The sequence below is a fragment of the Streptomyces sp. PTY087I2 genome (assembly GCF_001687325.1).
Taxonomy (GTDB): Bacteria; Actinomycetota; Actinomycetes; order Streptomycetales; family Streptomycetaceae; genus Streptomyces.
The window spans coordinates 213114-237777 of sequence record NZ_LZRD01000012.1; the positions used below are offsets into that span (position 1 = coordinate 213114).

Below are 24664 nucleotides of genomic sequence, written 5' to 3' on the forward strand. Positions count from 1 at the left end.
GCTCGACACGTTCTGGGCGGTCGTTTCAATTTAGGTTACCCTTACCTAACACCCGGAGGAGGTTGCTCATGTCTGAGCACATACCGGGCAGAAGCGGCGAGTTCATCGGCCGCACTGCCCTGGTCACCGGTGCCGCCCAAGGCATCGGCGCGGCAGTCGCCGGCCTGCTCGCCACTCTCGGCGCTCGCGTGGCCGCCACCGACCTGGCTCTGCCGGGCATCGAGGCGACGGCCGCCGAGTGGACCCGGACGCAGGAGAAACTGCCCGCCGGCGAGCGTTCGGCGGGCAGTCTGGACCCGTATGTGATGGACGTCACCGACCGGAGCTCGGTGGAGAGCACCGTGGCCCGCGTCGAGCGCCAACTCGGCCCGGTCGACATCCTGGTGAACGTGGCGGGAATCCTGCGCACCGGCCCGGCGGCCGTGCTCTCCGCGCAGGACTGGGCGGACACCTTCGCGGTGAACGCCACCGGTGTCTTCCACGTCTCCCAGGCCGTCGCCCCGCTCATGGCGGCCCGCGGATCCGGCGCGATCGTCACCGTCGGATCCAACGCCGCCGGGATCCCGCGCACCGGCATGGCCGCCTACGCCGCCTCCAAGGCCGCCGCCGCCATGTTCACCAAATGTCTGGGGCTCGAACTCGCCCGCAGCGGGGTCCGCTGCAACGTCGTCGCGCCCGGTTCCACCGACACCCCGATGCAACGCGCGCTGTGGACCGACCCGGGCGCCGAACAGCGCGTCGTCGACGGGGACCCCGCCACATACCGCACCGGCATTCCGCTGGGCCGGATCGCCGACCCCGGGGACATCGCGGAGACGGTGGCGTTCCTCGCCTCGGACCGCGCCCGCCACATCACCATGCAGGAGCTGTACGTGGACGGCGGCGCGACCCTGCGCTGACCGCCCGGCCCGCCCCTCCTCCCGTTCCTTCGCCTGCCCTCACCTGCCTTCACCTCCCATCCAGCCCCCCGCACCCGCTGACGGGACCATCGAGAATGGAGTCCCCCGTGTCGACGGCATCCCAGGTCGCCACGCACACCGCCCCGGCCGATCCGGCCCACCCGGCCGTAGGAGCGGCCACCTCGCTTCTGGACGCCTACACACCGGGCGACCACTTTCTCGCCACCCCCGGACGCACGCTGCTCGCACGGGGGCCGGGACGCCATGTCCCGCACGACGAGAGACCGTTGACCGCGCGCGTGGACGAGACGCTCGCCGCCGCGGTCGCCGCCGGACAGGAATCACCGGTGGTCATCGGCGCCATCCCCTTCGACCACACCGCCCCGGCCGCCCTGAGCGTCCCGGAGTCCGTGCGCACCGCGCCCGCGCTCGCCTCGGACCCGCTGATCGCCCTGCCCGCGACCGCGCCCACCGCCGGGTCCTGGGAGATACGCCAGGTGCCCGAGCCGGAGATCTACGGCAAGGGCGTCGCCGCCGCCGTGGAACGCATGTGGCGCGGCGAGTTCAGCAAGGTCGTCCTGGCCCGCACCCTCGAACTCACCTCGGACGCCCCGGTCGACCTGCCCGCGATGCTCCAGCGCCTCGCCCGCCGCGACCCCTCCGGTTACACGTTCGCCCTGCCGACCGGCCCCGGGCGTACCCTCATCGGCGCCAGCCCCGAGCTGCTCGTCTCCCGCCACGGACAGCGGGTCGTCGCCAACCCGCTCGCCGGCTCGACCCCGCGCAGCGCCGACCTGGCCGAGGACGTGCGCCGGGCGGCGACGCTGCTGGAGTCCGCCAAGGACCTCCACGAGCACGCCGTCGTCGTCGACGCCGTGCACCAGGCGCTCGCGCCGCACTGCACGGAGCTGACCGTCCCGGCCCGGCCGACGCTCATCCGCACCGCCACCATGTGGCACCTGTCGACCACGGTCACCGGCACCCTGCGCTCCCCCGACACCTCGGCGCTGGAGCTGGCCCTCGCGCTGCACCCGACGCCCGCCGTGTGCGGCACGCCGACGCAGACGGCCCGTGAGGTCATCGCGGAGACCGAGCCGTTCGACCGGGACTTCTTCACCGGCGTGATCGGCTGGGGCGACGCCCGGGGTGACGGCGACTGGGTCGTCACGATCCGCTGCGCCGAGGCCGAGGAGCGCACCCTGCGCCTGTACGCCGGAGCGGGCGTCGTCGCCGCCTCCGAGCCCGAGGCGGAGACCGCCGAGACCGCGGCCAAGTTCCGCACCTTCCTGAGCGCCGTGGGAGCCGAGCTGTGAGTACGGAAACGGCGCCCACCTGGCCCGCCGAGTTCGCCGAGAGGTACCGGGCGGCCGGCTGGTGGCGCGGGGAGACCTTCGGGGAGATGCTGCGGCAGCGCGCCGAGGCCCACCCGGACCGGGTCGCGATCGTCGACCCGGTGGCGGGCAGCCGGTGGACGTACGCCGATCTCGACCTACGCGCCGACCGGCTGGCGGCGGGCTTCCTCTCCCGGGGGATCGTCAAGGGCGACAAGGTGGTGGTGCAACTCCCCAACATCGCCGAGTTCTTCGAGGTGATCTTCGCGCTGTTCCGGATCGGCGCGCTGCCCGTCTTCGCGCTGCCCGCGCACCGCGAGAGCGAGATCACCTACTTCTGCGAGTTCACCGAGGCGGTGGCGTACGTCGTCGCGGCCGAGCACGGCGGCTACGACTACCGTGAGCTGGCGTCGAAGACCCATGCCAATGTGAGCACGCTGCGCCATGTGTTCGTCGCCCAGGGGGACCCGGGTGAGTTCGAGGCTCTGTCCGAGGTCGCCGAGGAGCCGGTCGGCTACGGCGGGCCCCGCCCCGACGATCTGGCCTTCCTCCAGCTCTCCGGCGGCAGCACCGGCATCCCGAAACTGATCCCGCGCACCCACGACGACTACATCTACTCGCTGCGGGGGTCCAACGAGATCTGCGCGGTCGACGAGAACAGCGTCTACCTGTGCGTGCTGCCCGCCGCCCACAACTTCCCGCTCTCCTCCCCCGGTTCGCTCGGCACGCTGTACGCCGGGGGCCGTGTGGTGCTGTGCCCGGCGCCCTCGCCGGAGGTGGCGTTCCCGCTGATCGAGCGCGAGGGCGTCACCATCACCGGGCTCGTGCCGCCGCTGGCCCTGCTCTGGACCGAGGCCGCGCCCGGCACCGCGCACGACCTCGGCAGCCTGGACGTCCTGCTGGTGGGCGGCGCCAAGTTCAGCGAGGAGGCGGCCCGCCGGGTGCGGCCCGCGCTCGGCTGCACGCTCCAGCAGGTGTTCGGCATGGCCGAGGGGCTGGTCAACTACACCCGGCTGGACGACCCGGTCGAGACGATCGTCACCACCCAGGGCCGGCCCATCTCGCCCGACGACGAGATCCTCGTCGTCGACGACGAGGATCAGGAAGTCGCCCCGGGCGAGACGGGTCACCTGCTGACCCGGGGCCCGTACACCATCCGGGGCTACTGGAACGCCCCCGAGCACAACGCCCGTTCCTTCACCGAGGACGGCTTCTACCGCACCGGCGACATCGTGCGGGTAACGGAGACCGGGCACATCGTCGTCGAGGGGCGCGCCAAGGACCAGATCAACCGGGGCGGCGAGAAGATCGCCGCCGAGGAGGTCGAGAACCACATCCTCGCCCACCCGGCCGTGCACGACGCCAACGTGGTGGCCGAGCCGGACCCGTATCTGGGCGAACGCACCTGCGCCTATGTGATCCTGCGCTCGGGCGCGGGCCCGCTGAAGGCGGTCGCCGTGAAGCGGTTCGTCCGCGAACGGGGCCTGGCTGCCTACAAGGTGCCGGACCGGGTCGAGTTCGTCGACGCGTTCCCGCAGACCGGCGTGGGCAAGGTCTCCAAGAAGGACCTGCGCAACGCCGCCGCCCGCACCGCTCCTTCCTCACCGTCCCACTGAACGACCCCCCGAACGGAACCCTCTCCACCATGGCTCTGCCCGCCGTCGTCCCCTATCCCATGCCGTCCGCGGACGAGTTGCCCGCCAACCGGGTCGACTGGACCGTCGACCCGGCGCGCGCCGTGCTCCTCGTCCACGACCTCCAGAACTACTTCCTGTCGGCGTACGACCGCGAGGCCGCGCCCGTCCCCGAACTCCTCTCCCATGTCGCCGAGTTGAAGAAGGACGCGGCACGGCTCGGGGTCCCGGTGCTCTACACCGCGCAGCCCGGCGGCCAGAGCGCGGAGGAACGCGGTCTCCAGCAGGACTTCTGGGGACCCGGACTGCCGGCCGACGAGCGGCTGGCGGCGATCGCGGACGAGGTCGCACCCGACGCGGACGACACCGTCCTCACCAAGTGGAAGTACAGCGGCTTCGTCCGCACGGATCTGCTGGAGCGCCTGCGCGAGCAGGGCCGCGACCAGATCGTCATCACCGGCGTCTACGCCCACATCGGCGTGCTGATGACCGCGTGCGACGCCTGGATGCAGGACATCCAGGCGTTCGTGGTGGCCGACGCGGTGGCGGACTTCTCCGCCGAGGACCATGCGATGGCGCTGCGGTGGGCGGCGGGCAAGTGCGCCGTCGTCACCACCGCCCGGACCGTCTTCGAAGGGAAGTGACCGCCGTGGCGCTCACGCTCGAACAGCTCCGTGCCGATGTCGCGGACATCCTCGGCGAGGACCCCGAGGAGATCCCCGTCGACGAGAACCTCGTCGACTACGGCCTCGACTCCGTACGCCTGATGTCGCTGGCCGCCGCCTGGCGTCGCGACCACGGCATCGAGGTCGCCTTCGCCGACCTGGCCGAGAAGCCGGCGCTGGAGGCCTGGGCCCCGCTGCTGGGCGTGACCGGCTGACCCTGGCGTACCTGTACGTCCGACGCGCGTTCTTCGGAGTCGCCGAGCACCGGAGCGAACGGTGCCGGCGGCCCGGGGGCCGTCGTCGTGGGGCCCGGGCCGCCGGCCTGGTCCGATGGGAAAGACTGGGGCCATGAGAGACATCGTTTTCACGCGCGCGAACGGCTGGATCCCGAACGTGATCCGCGAGGACGGCGAGCTGAAGATGATGCTCGGTGCCGGGGCGGACGTCAACCACTCGCCCCGTGAGTTCACGTTCCCGATCCGGGAAGCCCATCTCGCGGTGATCCGGGCGGACCTGGGCAGGCACCTGCTCCTGTGGAGTGCGGTCCTTCCGTTGTGCGATGCCGCCGGAACCCGGGGCCGGCTCGACGAGGACGCCGCCGTCGCGCTCCTGGATCCGGTTCTCCTCGCCGCGCCCGCCGACGTCGACGCGCACTTCGGACGCGTCCCGTGGGACAGGGGCCGGCTCATCGCCCATGGGGCCGATATCGAACTGCTGGAGCACGGTCAGGTCTGCGCGGCGGTGCGCGCGGTGACGGAGACGTCCGACGAGAAGCGGGCTCAGGAGCATCACGCGAACCGCCGTCGCGCCGAGCGCGGCGTGGCCCTCGGTCCGCTCGATACGGCGCTACTGAAGTACACGGGCCAGTACCTGCACGGCGCGACGATCCCGAAGCGGGTGCCGGACGCCGTCGACCCCGCGCTGCTGCCCGAGGTCATGCGGGTGCTCGCCACCGCCGAGCAGGCGTGCGCCGGAATGCGGATCGGCCGCGACCCGCGACGGGGCAAGCGCGCCACGGACAAGCGCGACTGGAGCCGGATGGAGACGGCGGTGGACGCCGCCGTGCGCCAGGCGCACCCGGATCTCGCCGCCGACGCCGTCCGTACCGTGAGCTTCCTGATGTGCTCGGAAGCCGCCCATCGCTCCAGGAACGCGCCTCTGGAGGACGACGAGGAGATCACCGGCGGCCCCGGCGAGGGCGCGGGGACGAGGAAGACCGTCCTGTCCTTCACCGACGACAAGGGCGTCGAGAAGAAGTGGCGCGCGGGCAGCGGCCGCACCGCCTCGGCGGAGTTCTGGGAGTTCGTCGGTGATCGCTCCGCCGGCGACAACGAGGTGTTCACCGTCGAGGACGAGGAGCTGGGTGAGGGGATCCAGCTGCACTTCTACGCCGACACCGCCGCCCGGGTCATGACGGTGCGCAAGGGCCGCGGCGGGTCGGATCCGGAGTACCGGGTCGAGTACACGCTCATCGACGGGATGAGCGGGTACCGGACCCTGGTGAGCGCCTACGTCCGCGGTGGCTGGGCCGCCCTCGACCGGTACGGCTCCTGGCTGTCGGACGCCGCCGAGCTGGAACGCGCCCGGCGGCGGCGACGCGGCGGCCGGCCCGACGCCTAGGCGCCGCCCAGCGCTTCGGACACCAGCGCCCGCGCCTCCTCCTGGACCCGGGCGAGGTGGCCGGGGCCCTGGAAGCTCTCCGCGTACACCTTGTAGACGTCCTCCGTGCCCGAGGGGCGGGCGGCGAACCAGGCGCTGTCGGTGCAGACCTTGAGGCCGCCGATCGGGGCCCCGTTGCCGGGGGCCTCGGTGAGGACGGCGGTGACGGGTTCGCCGGCCAGGGTGTCGGCCTTGACCTGCTGCGGGGAGAGCTTCGCCAGGACGGCCTTCTCCTCGCGGGTGGCGGGGGCGTCGATACGGGCGTACGCCGGGTCGCCGAAGCGGTCGGTGAGGCGGGCGTAGTGCTCGGAGGGGGAGGCGCCGGTGACGGCGGTGATCTCGGAGGCGAGGAGGGCCAGCAGGATGCCGTCCTTGTCCGTGGTCCAGACCCGGCCGTCCCGGCGCAGGAAGGAGGCCCCGGCGGACTCCTCACCGCCGAAGCCGAGGCTGCCGTCGTAGAGGCCGTCGACGAACCACTTGAAGCCGACCGGGACCTCCACCAGGGTCCGGCCGAGGTCGTGGGCGACCCGGTCGATCATGGACGAGGAGACCAGGGTCTTGCCGATGCCGGTCCCGGCGGCCCAGGCGTCGCGGTGGGTGTAGAGGTAGTCGATGGCGACGGCGAGGTAGTGGTTGGGGTTCATCAGCCCGCCGTCGGGGGTGACGATGCCGTGCCGGTCGGCGTCCGCGTCGTTGCCGGTGGCGATGGCGTACGCGTCGCGCTGCTCGATGAGCGAGGCCATGGCGTGCGGGGACGAGCAGTCCATGCGGATCTTGCCGTCCCAGTCCAGCGTCATGAACCGCCAGGTGGGATCGGCCAGCGGGTTCACCACCGTGAGATCGATCCGGTGGCGCTCGGCGATCCGCCCCCAGTAGGCGACGGACGCGCCGCCGAGCGGGTCGGCGCCGATGCGGATCCCCGCGTCCCGTACGGCGTCGAGGTCGAGGACGGACGGCAGGTCGTCGACGTACGCGGTCAGGAAGTCGTGGCGGCGGGTGGTGTCGGCGGCCAGGGCGCGAGCGTACGGGATCCGGCGGACCTCCCCGAGTCCGGCCTCGATCAGGGCGTTCGCCCGGTCCTGGATCCAGGAGGTGGCATCCGATGCGGCCGGTCCCCCGTTCGGCGGGTTGTACTTGAAGCCGCCGTCGGCGGGCGGGTTGTGCGACGGGGTGACCACGATGCCGTCGGCGAGGTGCTCGGTGCGCCCCTGGTTGTACGTGAGGATGGCGTGCGAGACGGCCGGGGTCGGGGTGTAGCCGTCCTCGCTGTCGATGAGGACGATGGCCCCGTTGGCGGCGAGCACCTCCAAGGCGGTGACCCGGGCGGGCTCGGAGAGCGCGTGGGTGTCCGCGCCGAGGAACAGGGGTCCGTCGGTGCCCTGGCGGGTGCGGTAGTCGCAGATCGCCTGGGTGGTGGCGGCGATGTGGTCCTCGTTGAACGCGGCGGCGAACGCGGAGCCCCGGTGGCCGGAGGTGCCGAAGGCGACGCGTTGGGCGGGGTCGGCCGGGTCGGGGTGGAGGGCGTAGTAGGCCGTCACCAGCCGTGCCACGTCGACCAGGTCTGCGGACTGTGCCGGGTGACCGGCCCGTTCGTGCGCCATCGGGTCTCCTCGTACGTCTTCGTCGTCGGCCGGCCCGCGGGGGGACGGGCCCGTCGCACCGGGAAACGATCACCCCCGGTCCGTACCCGATTCTGCTCTCTCGACCGCCCCGGCGTGCGACCGGTTCACGCCTTCCTCGTGTTGTGCCCCGCCCGGAGCAGCGCCGCGCCCCCGGTCATCGGCGGACCGGGGGCGCGGAAACCGTACGGGCAGGGGTGCGGGAGCCGTACGGCAGGAGCTCAACGGCCCTGGAGGGCCTTCACGTTGTCGCCGAAGGTCCAGCCCTTGGAGCCGTCCCAGTTCAGCGACCAGGTCATCAGCCCCTTCAGGGAGCCGTTGTAGTGGTTCCAGGCCTGCGAGACGAGTCCGGTGGACATGTGGCCGCCGCCGGCGCCGGGCTGGGCGGGCAGACCGGGGACCTGTTTGTCGTAGGGCACCTTGATGGTGGTGCCCTGGATGACAAGGCCGCTGTTCAGGCAGTCGGTCTGGGCGGTGAAGCCCTCGACGGTTCCGGCGGAGTAGGAGTCGCCGGAGCAGCCGTACATGCTGCCGTTGTAGTACTGCATGTTCAGCCACCACAGGCGGCCGTTGTCGGCGTACTTCTTGATGACCGGGAGGTACGCGCCCCAGATGGAGCCGTAGACGACGCTGCCGCCGGTGACGTACGCCGTCTCGGGGGCCATGGTGAGGCCGAAGTTCGACGGCATGGCGGCGAGGACGCCGTCGATGATGCGGATGAGGTTGGCCTGCGACGGGGACAGCTGGTCGATGTTGCCGCTGCCGGTGAGGCCGGTCTCGATGTCGATGTCGATCCCGTCGAAGTTGTACTCTTTCAGGATCGGGACGATCGTCTCGACGAACCGGTCGGCCACCGTGCTGGAGTTGAGGTCGATCCCGGCCGTGGCTCCGCCGATCGACATGAGGACGGTGGCGCCGGCGGCCTTGGCCTCGCACATCTCGGCGGGGGTGGCGACCTTCACGGTGCTGTCCATGCCGTCCTCCCAGAGGACGGTGCCGTCGGAGAGGATGACGGGGAAGGCCGCGTTGATGACGTTGTAGCCGTGCTGGGCGATGCGGGAGTCGGTGATCGGGATCCAGCCGAGCGGCGGGTGCACGCCGTTGGCCGCGCCGTCCCAGTTCTCCCAGTACCCCTGGAGCACCTTGCCCGTGGGTTTCGACTTGACCGCACAGGTCTCGGCGGCCGCCCCGGCTCTCTCCGCGGCCTTCGGCGGTGCGGCTCCGACCAGCATCGGTACGACGAGCGCCGCGGCCAGGCCGAGGCCCAGCAGTCGTGATGTACGCCCCATGATCCGGTTGTCCTTCCTGCCCGGGTCAGCCGCCGTCGGTGCGAAACGTTCGCCCCGACCCGCCCTGTGTCGTGACCCCGTCAAAACGTAGAATGGTCCAGACCTTCGGTCAAGAGGTCTGGACCAGACGGCCCGTCAGGACCGTAGGGCAGGGACCGTGCGGCGGACACCGCGGCGGGGTGGGCAGCGGCACAGTCAACCGCTTCCCACCCCGTCCGGTCAGTGGTCGCGGCCCCTCAGCCGCGACCCGGAACCCGGGCCCCTCAGCCCCGGTCGTAGATGTGGAACCCGCGCCCGGTCTTCCGGCCGAGCAGCCCCGCCTCCACCATCCGCTGGAGCAGCGGCGGCGGGGCGTAGAGAGGTTCCTTGAACTCGTCGTACAGCGACGCGGCGATGGAGGCCACCGTGTCGAGGCCGATCAGGTCGGCGAGCTTGAGCGGGCCCATCGGGTGGGCGCAGCCCAGCTCCATCCCGGCGTCCACGTCGGCGGCGGTGGCGAACCCGGACTCGGCCATCCGGATCGCGGAGAGCAGATACGGGATGAGGAGCGCGTTGACGACGAAGCCGGCCCGGTCCTGGGAGCGGACCACCGTCTTGCCGAGCGCCGTGGTGGCGAACTCCTCGGCTGCGGCCAGTGTTTCGGCGGAGGTGTGCAGCGAGGTCACCACCTCGACGAGCGGGAGGACCGGCACGGGGTTGAAGAAGTGCAGTCCGAGGACGCGGTCGGCGCGCTGGGTGGCCATGCCGAGCCGCATGACGGGGATGGCGGAGGTGTTGGTCGCCAGGATCGCTTCCGGGTCCTCGACGATCTTGTCGAGGGCGGTGAAGATCTCCGTCTTGGCCGCGGCGTCCTCGACGACGGCCTCGATCACGAGTTGACGGTCGGCCAGATCGTCGAGGCTTCCGGTGAAGACCAGTCGGCCGAGGGCGTCCTCGGCGGAGAGCCGGTCGAGCTTGCCGCGCTGGACGGCCCGTTCCAGGGAGACGGCCACGCGTTCGCGGGCCCGGTCGGCGGCGGCGCGGTCGGCCTCGCAGACGATGGTGTCCAGCCCGGCGCGGGCGCAGACCTCGGCGATCCCGGCCCCCATCTGGCCGCCGCCGACGACGCCCACCCGGGCGACGGCGGCGCTCATGCCCGCACCGCCGGACGGCCGACGAGGTGGCGGGCGTACGCCTCGGTGGTGAAGAAGGCGGGCAGCTCCTTGCCGAGCGCGGTGCGTTCGAACAGGTCGCGGACCTGGTCGAGCTGGGCCCAGGGGTATGTGGCGCCGAGCGCGGCCAGTTCCTCGTCGAGGAGCCCGAGCACCGTCTCGCGGTCGACGGCCCGGTGCTTGAGCCACTGCCAGATCTGGACCCGGGCGATCTCGGCGGTGGCCGTGTCCTCCATGAGCCCGTTCAGCGCGACGGCCCCCTGTCCGCGCAGCCAGGCGTCGTAGTAGCGCAGGGCGACGGCGATGTTGTCGCGGACGCCCTCCGGGGTCGGGCGGCCCGCCGTGCGCCGGACGGCGACGAGGTCGTCGGCACTGACGTGGACGTCGTCGCGGGTGCGCTCCAGCTGGTGCGGGCGGTCGCCCAGCACCTCGTCGAAGACGGTCCGGCAGACCGGGACGAGCCCGGGGTGGGCCACCCAGGAGCCGTCGAAGCCGTCCTCCGCCTCCCGCTCCTTGTCGAGCCGGACCTTCGCCAGGGCGGCTTCCCGGGCGGCCGGTTCGCGGCCGGGGATCTGGGCGGCCATACCGCCGATGGCGTGCGCGCCGCGCTTGTGGCAGGTGCGGACCAGGAGCTCGGTGTACGCCCGCAGGAACGGGGCGGTCATGGTGACCTTCGCCCGGTCGGGGAGGACGAAGTCGGGGCGGTGCGCGAAGTTCTTGATCAGGCTGAACAGGTAGTCCCAGCGGCCCGCGTTGAGTCCCGCGCTGTGTTCGCGCAGCTCGTAGAGGATCTCCTCCATCTCGAACGCGGCGGTGATCGTCTCGATGAGGACGGTCGCCCTGATCGTTCCCCGGGGGATGTCCAGCAGGTCCTGGGCGAGGAGGAAGACGTCGTTCCAGAGCCGGGCCTCGTACCGGTTCTCCAGCTTGGGGAGGTAGAAGTACGGTCCGCTGCCCGCGTCGATCTGCCGCCGGGCGCAGTGGAAGAAGTAGAGGCCGAAGTCGACGAGTGCGGCGGGCACGGGCCGCTCGTCGATGACGAGGTGCTTCTCGGTGAGGTGCCAGCCGCGCGGCCGGACCATGATGGTGGCGGGCCGGTCGGTGAGGCGGTACTCCTTGCCGCTCGTGGTGGTGAAGTCGATGCGGCGGTCGATGGCGTCGATCAGGGTCAGCTGGCCCCGGACGATGTTCTCCCAGGTGGGCGAGGTGGCGTCCTCGAAGTCGGCCATCCACACCTGGGCGCCGGAGTTGAGCGCGTTGACGGCCATGGACCGCTCGGGCGGGCCGGTGATCTCCACCCGGCGGTCGGTCAGACCGGGGGCGGGCCGGGCGACCTGCCAGTCGGGGTCCTTGCGGATCGACTTGGTGGCACGGGAGAAGTCGAGCGGTGTGCCGCCGCGCAGCAGGGCGGAGCGGCGGCGGCGCTCGGTCAGCAGGTCGAAGCGGCGGGCGGCGAAGGCCGCGTCGAGGCGGCCGATGAAGTCGAGGGCCTCGGGGGTGAGGACCTCCTCGTGCCGGTCGCCCGGTACGCCGAGGACCTGGACGCGGCCGGTCGTGGCAAGGGTGGTCATGCGGGTCTCCTCAGCGGTGTGCGGGCGGGGGGTGGCCCCGGCCGCGGGGGTGTGGGCTCCCCCGCGGCCGGCCGGGACTTCTAGTGGAACTGCTCTTCCTCGGTGGAGCCGGTGAGGGCCGTGGTGGAGGAGGCGGGGTTGATGGCGGTGGAGACCTGGTCGAAGTAGCCGGTGCCGACCTCGCGCTGGTGCTTGACGGCGGTGAAGCCCTGCGCCTGGGCGGCGAACTCGCGCTCCTGGAGGTCGACGTAGGCGGTCATGCCCTGCTCGGCGTAGCCGCGCGCCAGGTCGAACATGGCGTGGTTGAGGGAGTGGAAGCCGGCCAGGGTGATGAACTGGAAGCGGTAGCCCATCGCGCCCAGCTCGCGCTGGAACTTGGCGATCTGGTCGTCGTCCAGCGCGGCCCGCCAGTTGAAGGACGGGGAGCAGTTGTACGCGAGCATCTGGTCCGGGTGCTCGGCGTGGATCGCCTCGGCGAACTCGCGGGCCTGCGCCAGGTCCGGGGTGCCGGTCTCGACCCAGATGAGGTCGGCGTACGGGGCGTAGGCGAGGCCGCGCGAGATGACCGGGGCCATGCCGTTCTGGACGCGGTAGAAGCCCTCGGCGGTCCGGTCGCCCGTGATGAACCGCGCGTCGCGCTCGTCGACGTCGCTGGTGATGAGGTTGGCGGCGAGTGCGTCGGTGCGGGCCACGATCAGGGTCGGGACGTCCGCGATGTCGGCGGCGAGACGGGCCGCGTTGAGGGTGCGCACATGCTGGGCGGTGGGGACGAGGACCTTGCCGCCGAGGTGGCCGCACTTCTTCTCGGAGGCGAGCTGGTCCTCGTAGTGGATACCGGCCGCGCCCGCCTCGATCATCGCCTTGGTGAGCTCGAAGGCGTTGAGCGGGCCGCCGAAGCCGGCCTCGGCGTCGGCGACGATCGGGGCCAGGTAGTCGGTGGTGTCGCCCGCGTCCTCGGCGGTGGCGATCTGGTCGGCGCGCAGGAGGGCGTTGTTGATCCTGCGGACGACGCTCGGGACCGAGTTGGCCGGGTAGAGGCTCTGGTCGGGGTAGGTGTGGCCGGCCAGGTTGGCGTCGGCGGCGACCTGCCAGCCGGAGAGGTAGATGGCCTGGAGGCCGGCCTTGACCTGCTGGACGGCCTGGCCGCCGGTCAGGGCGCCGAGCGCGTGGATGTAGTCCTGCTCGTGGAGCTGACGCCACAGCCGCTCGGCACCGCGCCGGGCCAGGGTGTGCTCCTCACGGACGCTGCCGGAGAGCCGGACCACGTCCTCCGCGCTGTAGGTGCGCTCGATGCCCTTCCAGCGGGGGTCGCTCGCCCACCGCTGCGCCAGCTCTTCCGCCGTCGTCCTTGCCTGCGCCATGGCGTGTCTCCCGAAGTCGTGTGGGTCGATCGTGTGAAGGGTGCGAAGTCCGCGTCACCGAGTGACGCAGCTTCTCTGTGCGGCCCACCGGACCTCCGAGGTGGAACGGTAAGCAATGCGCCCGGCGGATCGGACCGGGGTCCCGAGGAGAACGACGTCAGGGCATGAAATCGTGCTCGGTACCTCGGCCCGGAGCCGGTGTCCGGTGGGCCGCACTGACAACTCTGACAGTGGCACTGAGTGCCATCAACGGGGTACGTCTGCCAAGTTCTGCGAATCTTCCAGCGCGCTTTGCCAAGGTTGCGAAGGATCGTGGGCGCCTCCTGGCGGCTAAGGTTGCCGATATGTCGACGACGGCGGGAAGGGCCCCGATGTGAGCAAGACCTACGCGGGAGCGCGGCTGCGCCGGCTCCGTGAGGAGCGCGGCCTGAGCCAGGCGGAGCTGGCCCGGGTACTGGCGATCTCGCCGAGCTACCTCAACCAGATGGAGCATGATTCGCGGCCGCTGACGGTGCCGGTGCTGCTCCGGCTGACCGAGGCCTTCGGGGTGGACCCGGGCTTCTTCTCGGAGCGGGACACCGCCCGCGTACTGGCGGATCTGCGGGAGGCCCTGGCGGACGAGGTCGGTGCGGCGCGGGTCTCGGCCGCCGAGCTGTCCGAGCTGGCCTCGCGGCTGCCGGGGGTGGCGAACGTGCTGCTCGACCTGGGGCGGCGCAACCAGGCGCTGGCCGGGCGGCTCGCGGAGGCCGCCGAGCTGCGGGGCGGCGGCGGGCCGGACCTGCCGCGCTCCCCGCACGAGGAGATCCGGGAGTTCTTCTACCGCCGCCAGAACTATCTGCACGAGGCGGACCTGGCGGCGGAGGAGCTGGCGGCGGAGATCGGGGTGCGGCCCGGCGAGGTCGTACGAGCGCTCTCGGCGCGGCTCACCGAACGGCACGGCATCCGGCTGGCGACCGCCACCGACCGGCAGTCCCGGCCCGGAACGGGCACATCCCTGGGCAGACCGGACCAGCGGCCGAAGGACGGCGGCCGTGCGGCGGACACCGGCCGGCTGCACCATTACGACCGGGACGCCCGGGTGCTGTATCTGTCCGGCCGTCTCCGGCCCGGGCAGCAGGCGTTCCGGATGGCGACGCAGCTGGCCCTGCTCGAATACGGCGCGGAGATCGACCGGCTGGCATCGGAGGACTACGACGAGGGCTCGGCGACCTGGCCGCTGGCCCGGATCGGGGTCGCCAACTACTTCGCGGGCGCGCTGATCCTCCCGTACCGGGCCTTCCACACGGCGGCCGAGGAGGTGCGGTACGACATCGAGCGCCTCACCGACCGGTTCGGGCTCGGCTACGAGACGGTCTGCCACCGGCTCTCCACGCTCCAGCGGCCCCGGCTGCGCGGGGTGCCGTTCTCCTTCGTCCGGGTCGACCGGGCCGGGAACATGTCGAAGCGGCAGTCCGCGACCGGGTTCCACTTCTCCCGCGCGGGCGGCACCTGCCCCCTGTGGAACGTGTACGAGGCGTTCGCCGCGCCCGGCCGTATCCATGTCCAGATCGCGGCCATGCCCGACGGGCAGCGCTACCTGTGGACCGCGCGGGCGGTGACCCGGCACCGGGGCGGCTGGGGCGAGCCGGGCAAGACGTTCGCGATCGGTCTCGGCTGCGAGATCCGGCACGCCGGGCGGCTGGTCTACTCCGACGGTCTCGACCTGGACAACGCCTCGGCGGCGACCCCGATCGGGATGGGCTGCCGGATCTGCGAACGTCTGGACTGCCCGCAGCGGGCGGTGCCGCCGCTGGGGCAGCCGCTGGCGATCGACGAGAACAGCAGCACGTTCGTGCCGTACCCGGTGAAGGGGACGCCCGCGTAGGCGGCCCCTTCACCGGGTGTGGCGGGTCAGGAGTAGCGCAGGGCGATCGTGTCGCCGACCCCGATCACCTTGTTGCGGGCGGCCCCGGCGAAGGCCGAGCCGTCGACGGACACCTTCCAGGTCGCCGCGCCCGCGTTGGCCTTGCCGTTGACGGACGTGATGGTTCCGGTGCCGGATGCGGGAACCACCGAGGTGACGCAGCCCGCCGGGGTGGCGGCGCCCGTCGCGGCGTTGAGGACGTCGCCGAGCGTGGTGGTCGTCCCGGTCGGGGTGACGGCGACCGAGCAGACCTTCAGGGCGCCGGTGCCGTCGTCCACGGTGAGCGCCAGCTTCGTCGCCGTACCGGCCGTGAACCCGCTCGCCGCGACCCACTTGGGCGCGCCCGGGGTCACCGGGGTGGGCGGTGCGGTGGTGAATCCGCCGCCGGCGACGGCGCGCAGGGCGTCGAGGGAGGAGTAGGCGGACGGGGAGGTGTCGGAGGGCTGGTACTTGAAACCGCCGCCCGGGTTGTACTGCTGGGCGATCAGGAAGTCGATCGGGGTCCGGCCCGCCGGGGTGAGGAAGTCGCCGGTCTGCGGGTTGATGCCGCAGGCGTTGAGCCCGGAGACGGCCCAGCCGTTGGAGCTGGTGTTGATGCCGTACATGGCGTTGAACGCGCCGGAGGTGTTGATCAGCTTGCTCTTGAGGAACGCCTTGGCCTGGAGGATGTCGGGGTCGGTGTTGGGGACGCCGGAGACGCAGAGCGCGGCCATGGAGGCCCCGGTCATGTCGACGTCGCCCGGCTTGGCCAGTTCGGTGGCGTTGCCCTCGGCCTTGGCGTAGGTCCAGCCTCCGTCGTTGTGCTGGTTGGCCCGGAGGCGGGTGACGATCTTGTCGACGAGGGCCTGCGGGACGCGCTGGCCGCCCGCCTGGGTTCTCGCGCCGCCCAGGGCGAGGGCGGCGAAGACGGTCCCGTTGTAGTTGGCGGAGGGGCCGAAGTAGCCGGCCTCCGCGGTCTGCCAGTAGCCGTAGATGTCGGCGATCAGGTTGCGTGACGCGGAGACCCGGGCGGGGTCGATCCCGGCGGCGTACGCGTTGAGCGTGCCGCGCTGGTAGTCGGTGACGACGGGGGTGGCGGAGGGCCAGCCGGGGGTGGCCAGGAGGTTGCGGTAGACGGTGCGGGCGTTCTTGGTGGCGTCGCCGCCCGGGGTGACGTCCACGGCGGCCGTTCCGGCGGCGGCGAACGCGCTGAACGCCCATTCGTTGGAGAGCCCGGATCCGGCGTACGAACCGTCCGCCGCCTGGAGGGACTTGACGTACGCCACACCGTTGGTCTTCGAGGTGGCGATCTGGGCGGGGGTCGAGGTCGCGGCGGCGGGAAGCGCCGTGAGGGCGAACGCCCCGAGCACGGCGGGCGCCACGAGGGCGACGCGGCGCGGCGTACGGGAGGTCGGGGACGTACGGGAGGCGCGCGAGGCGCGGAAGATCCGGGACGTACGGGAGGTGTCAGAACGCGGCATGTGCCTGCTCCTGGGGTGAGGGGCGCACGGCACCGCGCCGCCTCCCGGGCCGCACACGGCGGGTCAGGACGGGCTGGGGGTGGCCGACGCCCGAGCGCGTGGGTACGGCTTCTGCTGGGACAACCGCCGTCTGGGCATTCGGGCTCGGGACCGGCCCCCTGCCGTCCCACACCGCTGCGCGTCAGCCCCGGATTCGCACCGGGTTCCCCCCTACGGCAGGCCAGGACGCTACCCGAGGCGGCACGGGCGCGCCAGGGACGGCCCGGCGTGCGCCGGAGCGCGGGCGAAGGAGACACAGGACACCTTGACGGCCTCTTCGAGAGCGTGTTCCAATCCGCCTGATACGCACTCAGCCCCAGGGGAAGCCGGTCGAAATCCGGCGCTGACCCGCAACCGTGGGCCCGCATCGCGCGGGCGAGCCGGACTGCCTGGGGCCAGGAATCACAGCGAGAAACGCCGTCGCGGACTACGGCGTGGTTCGAACAGCCCCGTACGGGCGGCCCCTCCGCGGCCGCTGCTCGCCGGGTGCTCTCCGCCACGCATGGCCCGCCCGGACGACACGAGGGGCCGTGGTGGGGACCGCACAGCAACAGGACCGGCACGTCGGGAAGAAGAGACTGCTGTCGCTGCTCACGGCGGCCGCCGTGACGTTCGCCGCGAGCGTGGCGTTCGTCACCGGCGCGGGTCCGGCGGCCGCCGACCCGGTCGAGGAGTGCACGGCCACGAAGGGCGCGATCGTCGCGGTGGACTTCGGGCCGTTCGGCGGCGATGTGGTGCGCGGCTGCGACACCACGCCGACCACCGGCTACGAACTCCTCCACGAGGGCGGCTTCACCACCGAGGGCACCCAGCACGACGGTGACGGCTTCATCTGCCGGATCGGCACGGGTTCCTTCGACTCCGGTACGCAGTACCCGACTCCGGCCACCGAGGACTGCGTGCTCACCCCGCAGGCCACCGCCTACTGGTCGTACTGGATCGCCTCGCCCGGCCAGGACACCTGGTCCTACAGCCCGCTCGGCGCGATGAGCCGCAAGCCGCAGGCGGGCGACGTGGACGCCTGGGTGTTCGGCGGCACCGACGTCGGCGGCTCCACCGGCCGCCCCACCTTCACCCCCGACGAGGTCCGCGCCGGCGGGGGCGCGACGCCCGGCCCGACCGGCGGGCCGACCGTGCCCGCCGGGGAGATCGACGTACCGGCCGCCGCCCGCTGGGTGAGCGGTCAACTGCGCGACGGTACGCACGTGGTGGACGAAGGGTCCGAGACGCCCAACGACTTCCTGACCACCGAGGCCGCGTACGCGCTCGCGGCGGCGAACGGGAAGAGCCCGGCCCTGGACAAGGTGGCGGCCCATCTCGCCGGCCGCACCGGCGCGTACGCCTACCCGGCTGGTACGGACGAGGCGCCCGACGCCACGGCGGCGGCCCGGCTGGCGCTGCTCGCGGAGATCACCGAGGGCGACCCGCGCGACGTCGGCGGGCACGACCTGCTCGGCGACCTCGCGGAGAACGTCTGCCCGGCCGGCCCGGAGTCCGGCAGCCCCACGCCCGGCTGCACGGCCAAGGGCGACTTCCACGGCGCGACGTACGCCGACGGCCAGGCGCTCGCCGTGCTCGCGCTGCTGCGCGCCGGGGTCGAGCGGCCCGCCGGGACCGAGGAGCGGCTGACCCAACTGGTCTGCCAGGACGGCTCGGTGACCAGCATCCTGCTGAGCCCCGGCGAGTACTGCGACGGCGATCCGGCGACCACCGGGCTGGTCGCGCTGGTGCTGGACGAGGCGGGCGGCCACGAGGAGGCCGTCGCCAAGATGCGTACGTACCTCAAGAAGGCCCAGCTGGAGTCGGGGGCGTTCCCCGCGTACAACGGGTCGGCCACCGGCTCCGTCGCGGCGACCGCGTACGCGGCGCAGGCGCTGCGCGCGCTCGGTGACGGCGACGCGGCCGATGCGGCGGTCGCCTGGCTGTCGCGGGAGCAACTGGACGACGGCGGCTTCGGGTTCGACGAGGGCGCCACCGACGCCGCCCTGTACGCGACGGGCCCCGCAGTCCTGGCGGGGGCGGGCACGGACCTGGTCACGCTGGTCGCGAAGGCTCCCGAGCCGACGGTCCCGCCGACCACGCCCCCGGCGACCGGCGGCCCCACCACGCAGCCGACGACACGCCCGCCGGGTGTGGGCCCGGACCTGAAGAAGGGCGTCGCCTTCCTCACCCTCCCGGCCAACCTCCACCAGGGGCGCTTCTATCGGTCCGACGAGAAGACGGGGCGCGCCGACTTCGGTCTGACCATCGACGGGGCGTTCGCGCTGGCGGCGACCGGTCATGACGACAACGCGCTGCGCACGATCGTGGACTTCCTGGAGCGGGGCGGCAAGGACGGCGAGGGCCGGGACCTGCACGACTGGACCGGGGTGGGCGGCAAGCACGCCCTCGGCGGCTCGATGGGCAAGGCCGCCGTCCTCGCGCAGGCCGTCGAGCGCGATCCGCGGGACTTCGGCGGCGAGGACCTGATCGCGGGACTGGCCGACGCGGTCTGCGAGAAGCCGAGCACCGCCCCGGACCGCAGCTGCCCGGCCGCGGGCGCCTACACCTACGCGCCGTCCGTCTTCGCCCACTCCCTCGGGATCATCGCGCAGGTGCGCGCGGGCGAGGAGAAGGCGGCGAAGGCCCCGATCGCCTATCTGGCGGGTCTCCAGCACGGCTCCGGAGCCTGGCCGAGCCTGATCCCTGCGACGGGCGACTCGGAGGTCGACTCGACGGCGATGGCCGCGATGACCCTGGACCTGGTCCCGGGTGACGGGCACGCGGCCGCCGTGGACAAGGCGCTGGCCTGGATCGCCGCCCAGCAGCTGGCGGACGGCGGGTTCCCCGGTGCGTCCGGCAACTCGGTCAACTCCGCGGCGCTCGCCGTGCAGGGCCTGTCCCTGGACGCGAAGAAGTACGACCGGCAGATCACGAAGGCGCTGAAGTTCCTCGCCTCGCAGCAGAACAAGGACGGCGGGTTCAACGTCGCGAAGGAGGGGCAGCGGGGCTCCGACATCCGCGCCTCGGCACAGGCCGTCGGCGGGGCGACCGGCATCTCCTTCGGCGCCCTGACCCGCAGCCTGAAGGGCACCACACCGAACCCGGTGCCGTCCTCCTCCGCCTCCACACCGGTGATCGTCACCCCCGGGGACAGCACGGGCGGCGGGGGCATCGTGGACGCCGACGGTCCGGGCGGCAGCGGGGGCGGGGGAAGCCTCGCGTCGACCGGTGCGCAGGCGCTCGGCCTCGCGGCAGCGGCAGCGGTGCTGGTCCTGGCGGGCTGGCGCACGGTCGTGGCCGCCCGCAACCGGCGTGACGCGGCAGCAGCGGGCGGCGAGCGGTGACCCCGCGCCTCCTCCGTACCGTCGGCCGGGCCCTGGGCGTCCTGGGCCTGACCGGCGCCGCGGTCCTCGCTCCCGCCGGTCAGGCGTCGGCGGCTCCGCAGCCGATCGGCCGGTGCACCACGTCGTCGGGCGTGGTGCTGGCGGTCGACTTCAGCCACTGGGGCGGCCCCGTCTACCGCTCCTGCGGTACGACGCCGACGACCGGCTACGAGCTGCTCAACCAGGGCGGCTGGCGGACCACCGGCACGGGGCACGACGGCCCGGCGTTCATCTGCCGGATCGGCTACAGCGGCCACCAGGGCGGCAAGCAGTACCCGACGTCCCAGCAGGAGGACTGCGTTCTCACCCCGCCCGCGTCCGCCTACTGGTCGTACTGGCACGCCGACCCCGGCGAGGACACCTGGGAGTACAGCCAGCTCGGCGCGATGAGCTACCGGCCCCGGCCGGGCAGCGTCGATCTGTGGATCTTCGGCGGCACGAACATCGAGGGCACGAAGGGCCGCCCGACCGTCACCCCGGACCAGCTGCGCGCCCACAACTCCCGCCCGGTGGGCGGCGATCCGGCACCGAAGCCCGACCCGGTACGGACCACGCAGCGGCCGACGCAGGACGACCAGGCTCCACCGCCGCCCGCCGAGAAGCCGTCCGGGAAGCCCTCTGAGAAGCCCTCGAAGTCGGCGTCACCGTCCGCCACCTCCTCCCCCAGCCCGTCCACGTCGGCGACGACGGGGACGGCGGTCGCCGCTCCGGAGAAGGAGGCGAAGGTGGTGGACGCCGCCCCGGCGGCCGACGCGGAGCACGACTCCGGGTCGATCGTGCCGGTGGCGGCGACGGCCGGTCTCGTGGTGGTCATCGGCGGCGCGGCCGTGTTCGCCGCGAAGCGCCGCCGCCGTGAGCAGTAGCCCGTACGTGGCCCGTACGACCGAGGAACGCACCGCCGCCGGGCCGGACACCGGCGGGCGGCGGCTGCCGCGCACCCTGCACCCGGTCGCCTGGTGGATCTGGGCGCTGGCCCTGGCCACGGCGGTGAGCCGGACCAACAACCCGCTGCTGCTCTTCCTGGTTCTCGCGGTGCTCGGTTACGTCATCACCGTGCGGCGCACCGAGGCCCCGTGGGCGCGCGGCTTCAAGTACTACCTGTATCTCGCGCTGACGGTCGTGGCGATCCGGGTGATCTTCCGGGCGGTCTTCGCCACCGGCATCACCCCGAACGACCACTACCTCTTCTCCCTGCCGCGCATCCCGACGCCGGACTGGTACGCGGGCATCCAACTGGGCGGCCCGGTCTCGCTGGAGGCGCTGCTGTCGGCCGCGACGGACGGTCTGCGGCTGGCCTGCATGCTGTGCTGCATCGGCGCGGCGAACACCCTCGCCAACCCGAAGCGGGCGCTGCGGGTGCTGCCCGGCGCGCTGTACGAACTCGGCGTCGCCGTCACCGTGTCGATCAGCGTCGCCCCCCAACTGGTGCAGAGCGTGCAGCGGGTGGCGCGGGCGCGCCGGCTGCGGGCGGGGCGCAACAAGGGGCTGGGTGCGCTGCGCGGGATCGTCGTTCCGGTGCTGGAGGACGCGTTGGAGCGGTCGTTGCGCCTGGCGGCCGCGATGGACTCGCGGGGGTACGGGCGGGCCGGGTCGGCGACGGCCCGCTCGCGCCGGCTGACCGGGGCGCTGATGCTGCTGGGCATGTGCGGGCTGTGCGCCGGGGCGTACGGTCTCCTCGACGCGTCGGCGCCCAAGCTGCTGGGGCTGCCCGCGCTGGCGGCCGGTTCGGTGCTCTGTCTGGCCGGGCTGCGGCTCGGCGGGCGGCGGGTGACGCGGACGACGTACCGGCCGGATCCGTGGCGGTTCGCGGAGTGGGCGGTGGCGTCCTGCGGGGTGCTGTCCGCCGTGCTGCTGTTCGTCAACGTCGGTTACGACCCGGCCGAGTTGAACCCGTCCATCTATCCGCTGAGCTGGCCGACGCTGCCGCTGGTCCCGGCCGCCGCGATCCTGCTCGCGGGGGCGGCCGGATTCCTGGCGCCGCCACCGACTGCGCCGACCCCGCCGGCCCTTTCCGCCCCGCGCACCGAGGAATCCGCATGATCACCTTCGACCAGGTGTCCGTCGTGTACGACGGCGCAGCCGAGCCGGTCCTGCGGGACGTGAACCTCCGGGTCGACGAGGGTGAACTGTGCCTCGTGGTGGGCCATACGGGGGTCGGCAAGTCGACCCTGCTGGGCGCGGTCAACGGGCTGGTCCCGCACTTCACGGGCGGCACGCTGTACGGCACGGTCACGGTCGACGGCCGCGACACCGCCGGCCATCCGCCGCGCGAACTCGCGGATGTGGTGGGCGTGGTGGGCCAGGACCCGCTGGACGGCTTCGTCACGGACACGGTCGAGGAGGAACTGGCGTACGCGATGGAGCAGTTGGCGATCTCGCCGACGGTGATGCGCAAGCGGGTGGAGGAGACGCTCGACCTGCTCGGGCTCGCGGATCTGCGTCATCGGGCGTTGTACGAGCTGTCCGGCGGTCAGCAGCAGCGCGTCGCGATCGGTTCCGTGCTCACCGCCCACCCGCGCGTCCTGGTGCTGGACGAGCCGACGTCCGCGCTCGACCCGACGGCGGCGGAAGAGGTCCTGGCCGCGGTGACCCGGCTGGTCCACGACCTGGGGGTGACGGTGCTGCTGGCCGAACACCGGCTGGAGCGGGTGGTGCAGTACGCCGACCGGGTCATCCATCTGCCGGGGAACGGCCGGGTGGTGGCGGACCCGCCGTCGGAGATCTTCACGACCTCGTCGATCGCCCCGCCCATCGTCGAGCTGGGCCGGGCGGCGGGCTGGTCGCCGCTGCCCCTGTCGGTACGCGACGCCCGCAGGGCCGCCCGCCCTCTGCGTACGACGCTGGGGGATGCCACTCCGCCCCCGGTGCGCGCGGTACCGGACGCGCCGGGCGCGACCCTGCTCGGGGCCCGGGGGATCACGGTCGCCTACCGGGGTGTCCCGGCGGTGCGCGAGGTGGACCTCGATCTGCGGGCCGGGGAGGTCACGGCGCTGATGGGCCGCAACGGCTCGGGCAAGTCGTCGCTGCTGTGGGCGCTCCAGGGTTCGGGGCCGCGCAGGTCCGGGACGGTACGGGTGGGCCGGGACGAGCCGGGGACGCCGGGTCCGGCGAAGGGCGGCGACCCGAAGAAGCTGTCCGCCGCCGAGGCCCGGCGGCTGGTCGGACTGGTTCCGCAGACCCCGACGGACCTGCTGTATCTGGAGAGCGTCAAGCAGGAACTCGACCAGGCGGACGTGGAGTCCGGAACCGGGAACGGGACCGGGACGACCTCCGGGGCCACGGGGCCGTCCGCTCGGGCGATCCTGGACCGGCTGGCCCCGGGCATCGACGGCGCCACGCACCCCCGCGACCTCTCCGAGGGCCAGAAGCTGGCGCTGGTCCTCGCGATCCAGCTGGCGGCGGCGCCCCGGGTGCTGCTGCTGGACGAACCGACGCGCGGTCTGGACTACCGGGCGAAGACCCAGCTGATCGCGATGGTCGACGAACTGGCCGCCGAGGGGCGGTCGGTGGTGGTCTCCACGCATGACGTCGAGTTCGCGGCGCGGGCCGCGGACCGGGTCGTGGTGCTGGCCGAGGGAGACATCGTCGCGGACGGCCCGACGACGGAGGTGATCGTCGCCTCGCCGGTGTTCGCCCCGCAGGTGGCGAAGATCCTCGCGCCCCTGCCGTATCTGACGGTCGACCAGGTGACTGCGGTGCTTCGGGACGGAGTTGCCGACGTATGAAAGACCTCGAAGGCCTCGGAAACCTCAGGGACGCCAAGACCCTCAATGGCCCCGCCGAGCGCTCCGCCGGCGCCATCCGTATCGCCCCGCGCGCCGGAATCGTGATCGCCATGGCGGCCTTTCTCGGCCTGGTCGCCTTCTTCTGGCCCTTCGTCGTCGCCCCGGGCAAGCTGGGTGCGGCCTACGCGCCGCCGCTGATCTTCGGCGTGCTGCTGGTCCTGGTCCTGTGCGTCGTGATCTCCGAGATCGCCGAGGGCGGGATCAACTCCAAGGCGCTGGCGATGCTCGGGGTGCTCTCCGCCGTCAACGCGGCGCTGCGCCCGCTCGGGGCGGGGACGGCGGGCATCGAGACGGTGTTCTTCGTCCTCGTCCTGGCGGGCCGCGTCTACGGCCCCGGCTTCGGTTTCACGCTGGGCTGCACGTCCCTCTTCGCGTCCGCGCTGATCACGGGCGGGGTCGGCCCGTGGATGCCGTACCAGATGTTCGGCTGCGCGTTCGTCGGCATGCTCGCGGGCCTGCTGCCCCGGGCCGCGGGGCGCCGCGAGGTCCTGATGCTCGCCGTCTACGGATCGCTCTCGGGTTACCTGTTCGGCTTTCTGCTGAACCTGTCGTTCTGGCCGTTCTCGGTGGACCCGAACAGCTCGATCGCCTACCTTCCCGGTCTGCCCTTCACCGAACAGTGGCAGCGCTACCTGGCGTTCGACGTGGCCACGTCGCTGGGCTGGGACACCGGACGGGCCGTCACGAACTTCGTCTGCGTGATGCTGGCGGGCCCCGCCGTCCTCACCACGTTCCGCCGGGCGGCGCGCAAGGCGCGCTTCCGGGCGCCGGTGCGGTTCGCGGGGCGGGAGCCGGGGGGTGACGTGCCGCCACACGGTCCGGCCGGTGATGATTCCCGTACGATATGACCGCCTTGGACTTCAGTTCGACCCCTGAAATGGTTGCAACGCCGCTTGAGATGCGATAAGTCGACAATAGCCGCGAGCCGCGAGC

General features: G+C 72.5%; 18 protein-coding genes and 2 riboswitches. Of the genes, 12 read left to right on the forward strand and 6 right to left on the reverse strand.

From position 1 onward, the window contains the following. Nucleotides 1-68: 68 nt before the first annotated feature. From A3Q37_RS15890 to A3Q37_RS15915, 6 genes are all read left to right on the forward strand, one after another. Nucleotides 69-899 (forward strand): 2,3-dihydro-2,3-dihydroxybenzoate dehydrogenase, encoded by an 831-nt coding sequence (locus tag A3Q37_RS15890; RefSeq protein WP_065484776.1) that lies wholly within the window; start codon nt 69-71, stop codon nt 897-899. Between the two features lie 107 nt (nt 900-1006). After that, the gene (gene dhbC, locus A3Q37_RS15895; protein WP_065484782.1) at nt 1007-2212 is read left to right on the forward strand and encodes an isochorismate synthase DhbC; all 1206 of its coding nucleotides are present in this window, start codon (nt 1007-1009) and stop codon (nt 2210-2212) included. Next, a complete protein-coding gene (locus tag A3Q37_RS15900) occupies nt 2209-3846 on the forward strand; it encodes a (2,3-dihydroxybenzoyl)adenylate synthase (RefSeq protein ID WP_065484790.1) in 1638 nt (545 codons plus the stop codon). Before dhbC ends, A3Q37_RS15900 begins: the two co-directional genes overlap by 4 nt. A gap of 29 nt (nt 3847-3875) precedes the next feature. Beyond that, entirely contained in the window at nt 3876-4508 is a 633-nt protein-coding gene (locus A3Q37_RS15905) for an isochorismatase family protein (RefSeq protein WP_065484793.1), read from the forward strand. A gap of 5 nt (nt 4509-4513) precedes the next feature. Then, the gene (locus tag A3Q37_RS15910; RefSeq protein WP_225681615.1) at nt 4514-4744 is read left to right on the forward strand and encodes a phosphopantetheine-binding protein; all 231 of its coding nucleotides are present in this window, start codon (nt 4514-4516) and stop codon (nt 4742-4744) included. Nucleotides 4745-4877: 133 nt separating this feature from the next. Next, a complete protein-coding gene (locus A3Q37_RS15915) occupies nt 4878-6149 on the forward strand; it encodes a DUF6357 family protein (protein WP_065484797.1) in 1272 nt (423 codons plus the stop codon). Here the strand turns inward: A3Q37_RS15915 and pgm are convergent. The 5 genes from pgm to aceA form a co-directional block, all read right to left on the reverse strand. After that, nucleotides 6146-7789, reverse strand: coding sequence for a phosphoglucomutase (alpha-D-glucose-1,6-bisphosphate-dependent) (gene pgm, locus A3Q37_RS15920; RefSeq protein ID WP_065484804.1), 1644 nt, complete (start codon nt 7787-7789; stop codon nt 6146-6148). The two genes, A3Q37_RS15915 and pgm, sit on opposite strands and share 4 nt — an antisense overlap. A 239-nt stretch (nt 7790-8028) precedes the next feature. Then, nucleotides 8029-9096, reverse strand: a complete 1068-nt coding sequence (locus A3Q37_RS15925) for a chitinase (RefSeq protein ID WP_065484809.1) — start codon at nt 9094-9096, stop codon at nt 8029-8031. A gap of 263 nt (nt 9097-9359) precedes the next feature. Further along, nucleotides 9360-10229: a 3-hydroxybutyryl-CoA dehydrogenase gene (locus A3Q37_RS15930; protein WP_065484812.1), complete on the reverse strand. Its 870-nt coding sequence runs from the start codon at nt 10227-10229 to the stop codon at nt 9360-9362. Beyond that, nucleotides 10226-11818: a malate synthase A gene (gene aceB / locus A3Q37_RS15935; RefSeq protein WP_065484813.1), complete on the reverse strand. Its 1593-nt coding sequence runs from the start codon at nt 11816-11818 to the stop codon at nt 10226-10228. The genes A3Q37_RS15930 and aceB overlap by 4 nt, the downstream gene beginning before the upstream one ends. Nucleotides 11819-11898: 80 nt before the next feature. Next, nucleotides 11899-13179 carry an isocitrate lyase gene (gene aceA / locus A3Q37_RS15940; RefSeq protein ID WP_065484820.1) on the reverse strand — a complete coding sequence of 427 codons (1281 nt, stop codon included), beginning with the start codon at nt 13177-13179 and terminating at the stop codon, nt 11899-11901. A gap of 373 nt (nt 13180-13552) precedes the next feature. Here aceA and A3Q37_RS15945 point away from each other — a divergent pair, with 373 nt between their 5' ends. Beyond that, nucleotides 13553-15043, forward strand: a complete 1491-nt coding sequence (locus tag A3Q37_RS15945) for a short-chain fatty acyl-CoA regulator family protein (protein ID WP_065484825.1) — start codon at nt 13553-13555, stop codon at nt 15041-15043. A 26-nt stretch (nt 15044-15069) separates the two neighbouring features. On the opposite strand, the gene A3Q37_RS15950 is transcribed toward A3Q37_RS15945, so the two are convergent. Then, nucleotides 15070-16542: a prenyltransferase/squalene oxidase repeat-containing protein gene (locus A3Q37_RS15950; protein ID WP_255311830.1), complete on the reverse strand. Its 1473-nt coding sequence runs from the start codon at nt 16540-16542 to the stop codon at nt 15070-15072. Nucleotides 16543-16674: 132 nt separating this feature from the next. Then, nucleotides 16675-16751, reverse strand: a riboswitch (cobalamin riboswitch). Between the two features lie 148 nt (nt 16752-16899). Continuing rightward, nucleotides 16900-16972, forward strand: a riboswitch (cobalamin riboswitch). A gap of 142 nt (nt 16973-17114) precedes the next feature. Here A3Q37_RS15950 and A3Q37_RS15955 point away from each other — a divergent pair. From A3Q37_RS15955 to A3Q37_RS15975, 5 genes are all read left to right on the forward strand, one after another. Then, nucleotides 17115-19907 (forward strand): prenyltransferase/squalene oxidase repeat-containing protein, encoded by a 2793-nt coding sequence (locus A3Q37_RS15955; RefSeq protein WP_176711423.1) that lies wholly within the window; start codon nt 17115-17117, stop codon nt 19905-19907. Further along, nucleotides 19904-20809: a hypothetical protein gene (locus A3Q37_RS15960; protein ID WP_065484826.1), complete on the forward strand. Its 906-nt coding sequence runs from the start codon at nt 19904-19906 to the stop codon at nt 20807-20809. Before A3Q37_RS15955 ends, A3Q37_RS15960 begins: the two co-directional genes overlap by 4 nt. Beyond that, complete coding sequence (locus A3Q37_RS15965) at nt 20799-21986, forward strand: energy-coupling factor transporter transmembrane component T (RefSeq protein WP_176711424.1); 1188 nt, start codon at nt 20799-20801, stop codon at nt 21984-21986. Before A3Q37_RS15960 ends, A3Q37_RS15965 begins: the two co-directional genes overlap by 11 nt. Further along, nucleotides 21983-23671 carry an ABC transporter ATP-binding protein gene (locus tag A3Q37_RS15970; RefSeq protein WP_065484832.1) on the forward strand — a complete coding sequence of 563 codons (1689 nt, stop codon included), beginning with the start codon at nt 21983-21985 and terminating at the stop codon, nt 23669-23671. Before A3Q37_RS15965 ends, A3Q37_RS15970 begins: the two co-directional genes overlap by 4 nt. Before the next feature lie 110 nt (nt 23672-23781). Next, on the forward strand, nt 23782-24579 hold the full coding sequence (locus A3Q37_RS15975) for an ECF transporter S component (RefSeq protein WP_065484897.1): 798 nt from the start codon (nt 23782-23784) through the stop codon (nt 24577-24579). Nucleotides 24580-24664 lie beyond the last annotated feature (85 nt).